Origin of the sequence: Hafnia paralvei ATCC 29927 (assembly GCF_001655005.1) — a bacterium.
In the GTDB taxonomy this organism is placed as follows: Bacteria; Pseudomonadota; Gammaproteobacteria; order Enterobacterales; family Enterobacteriaceae; genus Hafnia; species Hafnia paralvei.
The window spans coordinates 1-13,217 of sequence record NZ_LXET01000025.1 but is presented as its reverse complement, the minus strand read 5'-3'; the positions used below and the strand labels follow the sequence as shown (position 1 = coordinate 13,217).

The following is a 13,217-nucleotide window of genomic DNA, read 5'->3' as shown; positions in this document are numbered from 1 at the left end:
TAACTCACTTACACAGCCATTCTACTTATTTACACAGCAGTCATAAGCATACCAGAACTCCACCGGCTCCGCGTTAGACAACTTAAGATCCGCGCATTAAGAAAGAAAATCGCTTAACAAACACAGCAACCTAGCGGCAACGGGCTCAATCAGGTAACATCTTCTGCACCGTTCCATTCTTTAAAGAGACAGCAAATCCACTATGGCTTCAGTCACCTCCCAAGCAAGCGCAAGAAAAATTTTAGTGACGTGCGCGCTTCCGTACGCCAACGGCTCAATTCACCTCGGCCACATGCTCGAGCACATTCAGGCAGACGTATGGGTTCGTTTTCAGCGAATGCGCGGCAACGAAGTGCACTTTATCTGCGCGGACGATGCCCACGGGACCCCAATCATGCTGAAAGCTCAGCAGTTGGGTATTGAGCCTGAGCAGATGATTGCTGCCGTGAGTCAGGAACATCAGAAAGACTTCTCCGACTTTAATATCAGCTACGACAACTATCACTCCACGCATAGCGAAGAAAACCGTGAACTGTCGAGCCTGATCTATGGTCGCCTGAAAGAAAACGGTTTTATTAAAAATCGCACGATTTCTCAGCTCTACGACCCAGAAAAAGGGATGTTCCTGCCAGACCGTTTTGTCAAAGGGACTTGCCCGAAATGTAAGTCGCCCGATCAATACGGTGATAACTGCGAAGTGTGCGGTGCCACCTATAGCCCAACCGAACTGATTGAGCCTAAATCCGTCGTTTCTGGCGCTACGCCTATCATGCGTGAATCAGAACACTTCTTCTTCGACTTACCTTCATTTAGCGAAATGTTGCAGGCATGGACTCGCTCCGGCGCGTTGCAAGAACAGGTCGCGAACAAAATGCAGGAATGGTTCGAATCCGGTTTACAGCAGTGGGATATCACCCGTGATGCTCCATATTTCGGTTTTGAGATCCCAGATGCGCCGGGTAAATACTTTTATGTATGGCTGGATGCGCCAATTGGCTACATGGGGTCATTCAAAAACCTGTGTGAAAAACGCAGCGATTTGAGCTTTGACGAATTCTGGCGCAAAGACTCCTCTACCGAGCTGTATCACTTTATCGGTAAAGATATCGTCTATTTCCATAGTCTGTTCTGGCCAGCAATGCTGGAAGGCAGCAACTTCCGCAAGCCAAGCAATGTATTTGTCCACGGCTACGTTACCGTTAACGGCGCCAAGATGTCTAAGTCTCGCGGAACCTTCGTGCAAGCGCGCACCTATCTGGATCACTTAGACCCAGACTGCCTGCGCTACTACTACGCCGCGAAGCTTTCTTCACGCATTGACGATATTGACCTGAATTTGGAAGATTTCGTTCAGCGTGTGAACGCTGACATCGTGAACAAAGTGGTGAACCTAGCCTCTCGTAACGCGGGCTTCATCAATAAGCGCTTCGGCGGCAAACTGTCTGAGCATTTGGCCGATCCTGCTCTGTATCAGACCTTTGTGAATGCTGCGGATGAAATCGCTCAGGCGTACGAAAACCGTGAATCAGGCAAAGCCATTCGTGAAATCATGGCGCTAGCCGATCTGGCAAACCGCTATGTCGACGAACAAGCACCGTGGGTCGTAGCGAAGGAAGAAGGCCGTGACGCTGATTTACAGGCTATCTGCTCAATGGGTATCAACCTGTTCCGCGTGCTCATGACCTATCTGAAACCGGTTCTGCCTTCACTGAGCGAGCGCACCGAAACCTTCCTGAATACACAGTTAACTTGGGATGGTATTGCCCAACCGTTGCTCGGTCATCAGGTTAACGCGTTCAAAGCGCTGTTCAACCGTATTGAAATGGCAAAAGTTGAAGCGATGATTGAAGATGGTAAAGCCGCTGCGGCGGCTGCAGTGGCGGCGTCCAAACCAGCCACCGGGCCACTCGCCGATGAGCCCATTCAAGACACCATCACCTTTGACGATTTTGCCAAAGTTGACATGCGCATTGCTGAAATCAAAAGCGCTGAGTTTGTTGAAGGCTCCGATAAACTGCTGAAATTGATGCTGGATTTAGGCGGCGAAACCCGTCAGGTCTTCTCCGGCATCCGCTCAGCGTATCCAGATCCTAGCGTACTGGTTGGCCGTTTAACCGTAATGGTAGCAAACTTGGCCCCACGCAAAATGCGCTTCGGCATGTCTGAAGGTATGGTAATGGCCGCAGGTCCTGGCGGTAAGGATATCTTCCTGCTCAGCCCTGACAGCGGTGCCCAGCCAGGCCATCAGGTTAAATAATATCCTGATACGAAAAACCCGCCGATTGGCGGGTTTTTTTATACTCAACAAACGTGGAATACAGCTTTAGAAAGTATAATCCGCAGCAATAAAGTAACGACGCCCTTCTTCGTTGTAACTGTAATCATCGCGGTTCAGGTCTTTATCCAGCACGTTCAAAACGCCGGCACGCAGTTTCAGATCTTTCGTCATCTGATATGAACCACCGGTGTTCCACAGCGTATAACCGCCCGAGGCTTTATCTGAGCTAGAAACCACGCGACGTTTGCCCGAGTAGTTGGCAGAAACGTAGAATGCCCAGTCTTCAACCGGTTTCCAGTCCAACGTGCTGTTTGCAGTGTGGAACGGCTGTGTGCTCAATGGGCGATCGTTAGTCAAGTCACGTGCATCGTTGTAGGTATAGTTCATGCTAATGCTGAGTTCATCGGTAAACGGTACCTTCAACTCGGTTTCAACACCTTTAATACGCGCTTTATCAACGTTGTAATAGCTAAAGATTGGCTTACCATTCTTATCGAAGCCGACAAAGTTCGGATACGTCGGCGCGACAGAAACGTCTGAAGTACGATTGACATTAATCATATCCTTAACGTTATTCTGGAACACGGTTACGCTGGCGTTCACACCGTCCAACATCCCCTCATCACCGGCATAGTACAGACCCAGTTCAAAACTTTCTGACGTTTCAGGATCGAGATCTTTGCTACCGACGATAGTACATGCGCCACGACATGAAGCAGACTGCCAGTCTGGGCTCAGCTCCAATAACGAAGGCGCTTTAAACGCCGTTGCCCAGCCCCCTTTCACCGTAACCGTATCCGTTGCGCTGTAGACTAAATAGGCACGCGGGCTCCAGTGAACGCCATAATCTTCATGGTTATCCATACGAACACCGCCTGTAAAGGCCAGCGGTTCGAAGATACGCCACTCATCTTCAACAAACAGTGCGTATTGGTTGGCTGACGTTGAACCGCCGTTTTTGAGGTTACCTGCATCGCTCAACTTATCGTTACGGTACTCACCTCCCAAAGTGAAGAGCTGGTTAAAGTCACCCAGAGGAACGACAACTTTACCGTCGATGGCATTGTTTTTAGCCGTGATTCGATTTTCGTTGTAGTTATCAATTTTTTCGCCATAAGCGCGAATTTCTGTATTGGCCAGATCCCAGCGACCATTATGACCAATGGAATAATTCTGACGTTCTAAACGATTCTTATCCAGTGAGTCAGAGTCACGATCCTGTCGGTCAAAGCCATAACCAAAGGTCATGTCCTGATTAGCTTCTGGCGTCCAAGCAAACTCAACGTTAGCATCGCGCGTGGTGTAGCCTTCGATACGGCCTGATTCGCCGGTTTTGCTCGTTGTGGACTTCTGCGCATCATCTTTTTCACGCTTGCCCAAATTACCAAAGACTTTAACGCCCAGCACATCTTCAATCAGCGGACCACTGGTGTAGAAACTGCCGTTATAGCTATCACCACGATCGCGATGTTCCTGAATGGTACTGTCAGCGCTTAAAGAACCATGCCACTCTTTTCCCACTTTACGGGTAATGATGTTGACTACGCCGCCCAAGGCATCAGAGCCATAAAGCGAAGACATCGGGCCGCGAACAACTTCAATACGCTCAATAGCCTCGGCAGGAACCCAGCTTAGGTCGTAGTCGTTATGACGGAACACCGCCGTACGCGAGCTTACGCGTTTCCCATCAACCAAAATTAGGGTATAGCTGCTATCCAAACCACGAATACTCACACCCTTACGGTTGTCGCCTTCGTTGGTCAATTGAACACCTGGAACTTCCTGCAAAATATCCTTCAGATTTTGAATTGGCTTTTTCGCCAAATCTTCACGCGTAATCACGCTGATACTGGCAGGTGCATCCTTCAAATTTTGTTCTGTTGCTGAAGCGGTTACAACCATGACGTCGTCCCCTTCGGCCGCCATCACTGGTGCTGCGATGAATAACGGTACGCAAAGCCCCCCGCGCAATAAGTTCGCTAACGGGTTAAGTTTTGCCTTAGCCATTTGGTCAATCTCCATGAGGTTAATATAAATAGTTATTAGAATAATTATTATTCAATAAGCATGGCGCTCTCATGGCGCCGTTTAGCCCACTTTTGGTACTTCAGTAAATTGATGAAATCTGTTGTTTAGCCGTGAACGTAATGGCTAGCGGAGCCGATAATTGGCTCAGCTAGCTTATTCATGAACGACACTGCTGGCAGGAAAAAATCAGATGGTGGGTTCCGCGACCAATCCGTCGATCACAACCTGAGGCATTCCCTGCGAACAATGTTCGATGCGTCCACGGACGCCATAAACGCGTGCCAAACTTTCTGGCGTAATCACTTCAACGGGTTTACCGTCAGCAATCAGCTTTCCATTTTCAAGCATCAACACATGGTCACCATGGCGTAGCGCAATGTTGATATCGTGCACTACAACGACGGTAACAATATTGCGCCGCTGAGTTTCACGGCGTACCAAATCCATGACGTGGAATTGGTAGTTCAGATCGAGTGCGCTCAGCGGCTCATCAAGCAGCAACAATGATGGCTGACGGATCAGCGATTGTGCCAGCCCCACTAACTGTTTCTGCCCGCCCGATAGCTGATCCAAGTAACTCAGCGCCAAATGCGAAATACCGAGCTGCTCCAACAGCCGCATGACTTCGCCTTCGTTGCCTTTATGACCCATACCGCCCGAGGCGCGTTGAGCCACAATAATCGACTCCAGAACATGCAGGTGAACACCAGCGGGTAAAGACTGCGGTAGATAAACCACCTGCTTAGCTCGCTCGCTGAATGGCTGAGCCATCAAGTCGTTGCCATCGAGCAACAGTTTACCTGTAGCTCGATTAAGTCCTGCCAGAGAACGCAGCAGCGTGGATTTCCCACAGCCATTCGGCCCTAACAGCACGGTAATCTTGCCTCGCGGCAACGTTAAAACCGATAAGTCTTCGATCACTGCCCTACGTGGATAGCCCGCATTAAAATGCGAAATCTCTAATCCCGAAATCATACATTCCCCCTATGACGCAAAATAATGCTCAGGAAGAACGGAACACCAACCAGTGATGTCACAATCCCCACAGGAATAATCACACCGGGAATCAAATTTTTAGAGGCAACCGATGCCATCGACAGCACCAGCGCACCAATCAAGGCACTTGCTGGCAAATAGAAACGATGATCTTCACCAAAAATCAGGCGTGCAATATGCGGAGCCACTAAGCCGATAAAACCGATAGGCCCAACAAATGCCACTGCAAGAGCGGATAAAATACTGATACGCAACAGCGTCCCTAGACGCAGGCGCTTCACATCTATACCAAAGCTCACCGCACGATCTTCACCCAAGCGTAAAGCCGTAAGTTTCCATGAGCTCATCATCGAAATCGGCATCAAAATGGCAAAAGCCAGCAACAAAATGCCCAGTTTTTCCCACGAGGCTCGAGCCAGACTGCCCATCGTCCAGAACACTAACCCTTGCAGAGTGTCTTCCGTCGCAATGAACTGCATCATTGAGACCAATGCATTAAAGGTAAACACTAACGCAATACCAAACAGCACCACGCCTGAGGTAGCCACTCGTGTCCAGCGCGTGATGCCATCTAGCATCAGCGCTGCGAACAGCGCGAAAATAAAGGCATTAGCAGAAATAAACCACTGGTCGGGAATACCAGGAAAACCAATACCCAACACGATAGCCAGCGCAGCACCAAAGGCCGCTGCGGATGAGACACCTAGCGTAAACGGGCTTGCTAGCGGGTTATTTAAAATGGTCTGCATTTCTGCGCCGGCTAACCCTAAAGCCAATCCCACGACGATCGCCATCAGCGCATAGGGCAAACGAATATCCCAAACGATAACGCGGGTGCCCGCATCGGCCATTTCTGGCTGCCACAGCGTTTGCCATAATGTACTGAGGGATAAGCCTGATGGCCCCATGGTGAAATCAAGGATCAGCGATGCCAAAATCGCTAACACAATCACGCCCATAATCACTAGGCGATGGCGCACAATGCGCTGGTAATGGCCTTTAACTGCGCTAGCGTCGTGACGTTTCACGGCGGTCATTGGCTCGGTGCTTGCACTCATTTTGTTACCTGTGAATGGTCATCCCTGCTGGCGGCGGCTGGCAGGGACAATTATCGATTACTGATTCGACGCTTTAGCATCAACCCAATAGGTGCCGCTTGGGTCAACAGCAAGGAACTGCTGGTACATGGAATCCATGGTTTTCTTAGGATCTAATGAGGCAAACTTCTCAGGATAAATCCACTTAGCGAATGCCTGCACGGCCAATACGTTATAAGGCGAGTTGTAGTAGCTGTGCCAAATAGCATGCGAATTACCTTCTTTAACCGCTTTCAGCGTACTGATGCCGGTTCGCTGCATCGCTAAGTTCAAACTATCGCGCGCCTGTTGTTCGTCGACCTGCGCCCCGAGCTTAATACCCGGATCTTTGGCATTTGGCGCCTTAGCACCACTTGCGATGTAAACATCAGGATCGGCCGACAACACCTTTTCCAGATTGATCTGACCAAGCGCGCCCGGTAGCAAACCTTTCGCAATATTGTTACCACCGGCGAGATCGATAAAGTCGCCCATATTGCCGTTACCCGCGGTACCGCAGCAGTCATCGCTGGTTGCGGCTTTCAGTTCGATAAAGACTTTAGGTTTTTGGCTATCGGGGATTTTGCTGGTGATATCAGTCACCAAGCGCACGTTGTCCTGGTAGAAGTTGATATAATTTTCAGCCTGCTGTTCGCGGTGTAGTACCTGGCCTAACAAACGCATGCTTGGTAGCGTATTTTTCAGCGGAGAGGTACGGAAATCGACAAACACAACCGGTACACCCGCTTTCTCCAACTGCTTAACCAGTTGGCTATCGCGCCCCGGTCCATGACCCGAAAGGCCAAAGATGGCAACGTCAGGGTTAAGCGTCAGTACTTTTTCTGGGCTAACGCTGTCGGCAGTGGTATTGCCAATCAGCGGAATTTTGTCAATTTCAGGGAATTTAGCCTGATAAACGGCGTAGGTTTGCGGGTCGAGTTTGCGGAAATCCCCCTGCCACCCGACAATACGGTCAAAAGGTTTTTGGCCTTCCAGCAATGAGACGGCATAGAATAAGCGCCCTTCGCCGAGGAGAATGCGATCAACTTTAGCGGGAACTTCAACGCTGCGGCCGGCAATATCCGTGACCGTTGCAGCCCATGAACTCATGCTGCCTAGCAGCGTCGCTGCAGCGAGTAATTGAATACCCCAGCGCGATTTTCTTCCTTTAACGGTGTCTTTCACCTTCACCACTCCTGCTCTTCAATTCCATAAGTGCACAAAATGGTAAAGCAAATGATAATACTTATCAATGTGATTTGTTTATTTTATTAATCGACTTCACACCATAACTCTCTAATAAATGATGGAATTTTGATTCAAAAAAAATTATTGCTGATTCATCAATCATATCCTATGAGATGAGGCAGCATCACGATCAAAAAAGGCAGCCCAAGGGCTGCCTTTTTCTGTCAATAAATGACTAACTAGTCATCAATCTTTGTGATGGGGAATTCCATCTCACTGTAGGAAACAAAGTGAGTACCCTTCACCAATTTGTAACCAAACCAGATGATCAAGAACAGTGGCAGTCCAATATAGGTTGCCGTTACACCGTACCAGTCGATACGGTCATCCAGAAACGCTTCATAGTTCTGACCTAAAGTAATAATCAGGCATAATACGAAGGCAAAAATCGGTCCGACAGGGAAGAAACCTGACAGGTATGGCAACGCGTTCAGATCTAAACCTTTCTTCACATAGCCGCGGCGGAAGCGATAATGACTAATCGCAATCCCCAACCATGCAATGAAACCCGTCATCCCCGAGGTATTCAGCAGCCACAGATAAACTTCTTGGTTACCAAACATCGACGTTAAGAAGCACAGTCCCGCCACTACCGTCGTTGCATACAGCGCGTTACGCGGCACACCACCAGCAGAAAGTTTAGCAAAAATGCGCGGCGCTTTGCCCTCAGAAGCCAAGGTAAACAGCATGCGCGTAGAAGCATACATACCTGAGTTACCCGCAGACAGCACCGCCGTCAAGATAACCGCGTTCATCACCGCTGCCGCTGACAGTAAGCCCGCATTCTGGAATACCAACGTGAACGGACTCACCGATATATCTTTAACGTCGTTACGCAGCAGGTTTGGATCGGTATAAGGAATGATCAGGCTAATGATCAGAATCGCCAACACATAGAACAGCAGAATACGCCAGAACACCTGACGGATCGCCATTGGAATGTTTTTACCCGGATCTTTAGATTCACCTGCCGCGATACCAATCAGCTCAGTGCCTTGGAAAGAGAAACCGACAATCATCGCCACGCCAATCATCGATGCGAAACCACCGGCAAACGGCGCGTCACCGATAGTCCAGTTATGGAATCCTGCGTGTTCGCCCCCTTTCAGAATCCCCACAATCATCGCAACACCGACAATGATGAAAATGATTACCGTGGTCACTTTAATCAATGAGAACCAATACTCTGCTTCGCCAAAGCCTTTCACAGAAATATAGTTAAGCAAGAACATCAGGCCGAGGAACAGCGCACTCCAAATCCAGCCTGGCGTGTCGGGGAACCAATACCCCATCACAAGCTGCGCGGCAACCAAGTCCACTGCGATAGTCACAGCCCAGTTGTACCAATAGTTCCAGCCCAGAGCAAAGCCGAAGCCCTCTTCTACGTAGCGAGAACCATAGGTAGAGAATGAACCGGATACCGGCATAAACGCCGCCAGTTCACCCAAACTGGTCATTAAGAAATACACCATCAAACCGATGATGATATAGGAAAGCAGTGCGCCGCCTGGGCCTGCTTGAGAAACGGTAGCACCTGATGCAACAAATAGCCCAGTACCGATAGAACCGCCGATAGCAATCATCGACAGATGCCGCGCTTTTAACTCCCGGCGCAGCGCCGGTGCTCGCCCCGTGGAGGAGGTCTTAGTGTTTGTCTGAGCCATTAGAACCCTATATCTGCTCTATAATTATTAAAGAGGACGAATTGTAACAAATCCGGCCCCTGCATAAAGTAACAATCTGATCTTATTAGAGAGCTTCATGATTGCCTGTGGATTATTAGCGTCAGCTGTTAATCCACTGTTAAGTGTAGCGACTATTTGTTTATCTGCTATCACCGACAGCAAAAGATGAATTGTGCCGTTTTGCACATTCCTAGCGTTAATCGCAATAGCTAAGAAAACGCTCAAGCGCCTTGGAAATATGCTTTTGACGATGATGGATGAGATAAAGCGCGCGATTTAAACGCGGCAATGGCACAGGAACTTCCACTAATACGCCCGTCTGCAACTGCTCTTCGATGACTCGGCGCGATAAACAACTAATACCGATGCCATAGCGAACCGCGTGCTTGATAGCTTCAGAATTCCCCAACTCCATCACCAAATCGAAGTGCGGCAAATGTGACAGCAAAATATGCTCGACTACTTCACGGGTACCTGAACCGCTTTCACGCAGGATCCACGGTGCCTGTGCCAGCGACTCCAACGTAATCGGCATCTGCAATAATGGATGGTCGGGAGCCGCAAAAACCACTAACTCGTCCTGTTGCCAAGTATGCGTCAGCAAATCAGGCATATGACAAGGACCTTCAATCAACCCAAGATCAACGCGAAAATCAGCAACCGCATTAATCACATCTCTGCTGTTACCCACGTTTAACTCTAAAGGCGCGACAGGAAAATCACGACGATAGTCCGCAATCATTTTTGGCAGAATATAATTACCGATAGTGCTACTCGCGGCGATACGTAAAGCGCCTGCTTCGCTTTGAAACAGATGTTCAATCTCTCCGGCCTGCTCCAACAACGCCATCGCTTTAGGATAAAGAAGACGTCCGTGCTCATTAACGACTAAGCGCTTCCCTACGCGATCGAATAAACGCACTGAAAGTTGGGTTTCTAAATCAGATAATGCTGCGCTCACCGCCGATTGGGATAAGGACAACATATGAGAAGCCTGAGTGGTGGAACCGCTCTTCAATACTTCAGTAAATACTTCCAGCTGGCGCAGAGTAATATGCATAAAAGAGATCCGAAAAAGTCACAGTATATTTATAAGAGATATGCTCTAAATCAGCCCAAATCTCATGAGATAAGCTCAGTAGCAGGTTTAGGAGGACGAGAGATGCAGGGAAGTATAACGCGAATATCCCTATTTATAGCAGACTTAACGTAAATATAGATAAAGCGCAGATAACCACAAGATTAAAGCATTGAGTGAATCATTATCGCGTGCTTTCGGAAGATAAGAAGAACTTACACGGCTATCCATTTTACCCGCGTGACTCCCCGTGATTATTTGTGCAGAAAACAACCACGGAGAGCATTCTTTTAACCGCGTTTAACGGACGACCAATACGGATGTTTTGGCATGGCGAACCACGCGCGCCGCGTTAGAGCCAATCAGATAGGTAGACATGGTTGGGCGACGCGATCCCACCACGATTAAATCCGCGCCACACACTTCTGCTTCTTTCAAAATTTCATCGTAAATAGAGCCCCAGGTCACCACGACAGAAACCTGATCGGCCGATACATCAAGCGTAGAGGCTAACGCCTCTAACTCTTTCTGAACCTTATTAGTTGCATCATCTTGAATTTTAATCAGTTGCTGTGGATGTTCCCCCATATAATAGGTAGGGATCGAAGGGCGCACGTTCATAAGCCGAATTTTCGCCTGCGACATTTTGGCTAAATAGGCAGCATGGTTAAGCGCGCCTTCGGTTAGCTTTGGCTCTTCAATATCGATAGGAACAAGAATCATTTTGTACGCATAATCCATTTATCATCTCCTTCAGCAAGGGCTTTTTTTTATTTCTCATCTCTGTAATAGCATATTTAACCCATTGATTGATATTACAGCACCAAAAGTGTGATGCCCGACAAACCATAAAATAAATCCGATAGTGTTTAGGCCAGTCATCAGACAATATCCATAATAAATACTTTATTTCTTCATTTTTCCATCACATTTAATGTGATTAACTTTATTTAAAGAAATCAATTAATTATAAAAACACCCATTTAAGATAAAACCTATATTGAGGCATTCTTTGCCGATTTAATCTGCCACAGTAATAACCACTCTGGTAGGCGTTATAAAATGAAAAGCATGTTAAAAATAGCAGCATTATTATTAATTTCATCATCATTAAGCGGATGCATTGTTGCAGATCATCGCGGCCATCATGCCCCACCACCACATTACGACTGGCACCAAGGCAGCAATGCCCCCCATTATGGTGGACACTCTCACGGACATTCTGGCAATGGCGGGAACCATCACCGCTAGTGCTCATGGCTGACGGCGACATTCTTCTCTGTCAGCCAGGAGAAACACCGCCACTTACCACTTATACCGTTAGGTTATAAATATATAATCAATTTCATTTTTAAGCCCTCCCCCACTACTCTTACCGCATCAGAAATAGGGTTATAGGTAAGAGATCTATGCACGCAAACAGTGCTTTTGAACACAAAAACTCTCCCCGCTATCTTCATGCTCTAGGCAATTTGTTTCCAGGGCTACTGCTTGCCGGTGTTATCACTGCGGTTGCTATGTGGGCTGGCAATATTCCGTGGGTTGAAAACCTCGGTTTCGGCGCACTCACGCTAGCAATTATTTTCGGTATTATTTTAGGTAACACTCTCTATCCACGCATTGAAGGGGCCTGCGCCGTTGGCGTACACCTCTCCAAGCAAAAACTTCTGCGTCTGGGGATAATCCTGTACGGATTCAGACTGACCTTTCAGCAAATCGCTGATGTGGGTATGACGGGGATCGTTACTGATGCTATTACGCTGACATCCACTTTCCTGCTCGCCATGTGGGTGGGGCGAAAAGTATTTGGTATGGACAGCCAAACCGTGATGTTGATTGGTGCCGGTAGTAGCATTTGTGGCGCTGCTGCCGTGATGGCCACTGAACCTGTGGTCAAAGCCGATGCCAGTAAAGTCGCCGTAGCGGTTTCTACCGTCGTCATTTTCGGCACCATCGCCATCTTTTTCTACCCGTGGTTATACCAACTTAACGAGCATTACCAGTGGCTGCAAACCACTCAGGAAGGCTTTGGTATCTACATTGGTTCAACGATCCATGAGGTGGCACAGGTCGTCGCCGCTGGCCGTGCGATCAGCGATGAGGCCGGTAACGCCGCCGTTATCACCAAAATGATCCGCGTGATGATGCTGGCACCGTTCTTAGTCATTTTGTCGAGTTTTATTGCCCGCAGCATGCCAAGTAACAAACAAAATGCAACTAAGCAAAAATCTGCCATCACGATCCCATGGTTTGCGGTGCTGTTTATTGTAGTCGCTGGATTTAACTCTTTCGACTTGCTCCCTGCTGAGCTGGTACACCAGTTGATCACACTGGACACCATCCTACTCGCCATGGCGATGGCCGCTTTAGGGTTAACGACACATATCAGCGCCATCCGTCAGGCGGGTATTAAACCTATTTTGCTGGCCAGTATTTTATTCGTGTGGCTGGTTGTCGGTGGTGCGTTGATTAATCACTTTGTGGGGATGTGGGTGTAATTGTAGTAGGCGCTTGCGCCCGCCAATCAGCCAATATCCTATGGAAGCCCTGTGAACGGCTTCGTTCGGCTGTCGTTGATGTGACTACTGTGTAATATTCCGCCCGCCTGTCGTTTATGAAGCAGCTGTGAAATGTTTCGTTCGCCAGTCAGCAAATGCGTTTCCATGAACCCGCTGGCGAAGGCGACCGATGAGAGCCCCGTTGCGCGGTGGCTCTCAACTCGCGCGCTTTTATTCGAGACGCCATCTCCGCTACGGTTTGGTATCGCCCATCCAAGGCGCCCCAAACTCCGTCACGACATCCCTGTCGTGCCGGCTCTCCCTACGACT

General features: G+C 48.6%; 9 protein-coding genes. 2 read left to right on the top strand and 7 right to left on the bottom strand.

Annotated elements, in window-relative coordinates; genetic code table 11:
* Nucleotides 1–202: 202 nt before the first annotated feature.
* Nucleotides 203–2,257: a methionine--tRNA ligase gene (metG, locus tag M988_RS07350; protein ID WP_064573494.1), complete on the top strand. Its 2,055-nt coding sequence runs from the start codon at nt 203–205 to the stop codon at nt 2,255–2,257.
* A gap of 66 nt (nt 2,258–2,323) precedes the next feature.
* On the opposite strand, the gene cirA is transcribed toward metG, so the two are convergent.
* The 7 genes from cirA to M988_RS07315 all read right to left on the bottom strand — a co-directional run bounded on the left by cirA (nt 2,324) and on the right by M988_RS07315 (nt 11,130).
* Nucleotides 2,324–4,285: a catecholate siderophore receptor CirA gene (gene cirA, locus M988_RS07345; RefSeq protein ID WP_008813911.1), complete on the bottom strand. Its 1,962-nt coding sequence runs from the start codon at nt 4,283–4,285 to the stop codon at nt 2,324–2,326.
* 207 nt (nt 4,286–4,492) lie between these two features.
* Complete coding sequence (locus M988_RS07340) at nt 4,493–5,281, bottom strand: ABC transporter ATP-binding protein (protein WP_064573490.1); 789 nt, start codon at nt 5,279–5,281, stop codon at nt 4,493–4,495.
* The gene (locus M988_RS07335) at nt 5,278–6,360 is read right to left on the bottom strand and encodes a FecCD family ABC transporter permease (protein ID WP_004089621.1); all 1,083 of its coding nucleotides are present in this window, start codon (nt 6,358–6,360) and stop codon (nt 5,278–5,280) included. Before M988_RS07335 ends, M988_RS07340 begins: the two co-directional genes overlap by 4 nt.
* Nucleotides 6,361–6,417: 57 nt before the next feature.
* A complete protein-coding gene (locus M988_RS07330) occupies nt 6,418–7,563 on the bottom strand; it encodes an ABC transporter substrate-binding protein (RefSeq protein WP_020303681.1) in 1,146 nt (381 codons plus the stop codon).
* Between the two features lie 242 nt (nt 7,564–7,805).
* Entirely contained in the window at nt 7,806–9,290 is a 1,485-nt protein-coding gene (locus M988_RS07325; protein ID WP_008813915.1) for an amino acid permease, read from the bottom strand.
* A 217-nt stretch (nt 9,291–9,507) separates the two neighbouring features.
* A complete protein-coding gene (gene yieE, locus M988_RS07320; protein WP_064573488.1) occupies nt 9,508–10,371 on the bottom strand; it encodes a DNA-binding transcriptional regulator YeiE in 864 nt (287 codons plus the stop codon).
* 318 nt (nt 10,372–10,689) lie between these two features.
* Entirely contained in the window at nt 10,690–11,130 is a 441-nt protein-coding gene (locus M988_RS07315) for a universal stress protein (protein ID WP_008813916.1), read from the bottom strand.
* A gap of 668 nt (nt 11,131–11,798) precedes the next feature.
* Between M988_RS07315 and M988_RS07310 the strand changes: the two genes are divergently transcribed.
* Nucleotides 11,799–12,887 (top strand): YeiH family protein, encoded by a 1,089-nt coding sequence (locus tag M988_RS07310; RefSeq protein WP_064573487.1) that lies wholly within the window; start codon nt 11,799–11,801, stop codon nt 12,885–12,887.
* Nucleotides 12,888–13,217: the final 330 nt, after the last annotated feature.

Bases quoted from the DNA above. Each gene is read 5' to 3' on its own strand.
- metG (WP_064573494.1), top strand. From the start codon at position 203: ATGGCTTCAGTCACCTCCCAAGCAAGCGCAAGAAAAATTTTAGTGACG.
- cirA (WP_008813911.1), bottom strand. From the start codon at position 4,285: ATGGCTAAGGCAAAACTTAACCCGTTAGCGAACTTATTGCGCGGGGGG.
- M988_RS07340 (WP_064573490.1), bottom strand. From the start codon at position 5,281: ATGATTTCGGGATTAGAGATTTCGCATTTTAATGCGGGCTATCCACGT.
- M988_RS07335 (WP_004089621.1), bottom strand. From the start codon at position 6,360: ATGAGTGCAAGCACCGAGCCAATGACCGCCGTGAAACGTCACGACGCT.
- M988_RS07325 (WP_008813915.1), bottom strand. From the start codon at position 9,290: ATGGCTCAGACAAACACTAAGACCTCCTCCACGGGGCGAGCACCGGCG.
- yieE (WP_064573488.1), bottom strand. From the start codon at position 10,371: ATGCATATTACTCTGCGCCAGCTGGAAGTATTTACTGAAGTATTGAAG.
- M988_RS07315 (WP_008813916.1), bottom strand. From the start codon at position 11,130: ATGGATTATGCGTACAAAATGATTCTTGTTCCTATCGATATTGAAGAG.
- M988_RS07310 (WP_064573487.1), top strand. From the start codon at position 11,799: ATGCACGCAAACAGTGCTTTTGAACACAAAAACTCTCCCCGCTATCTT.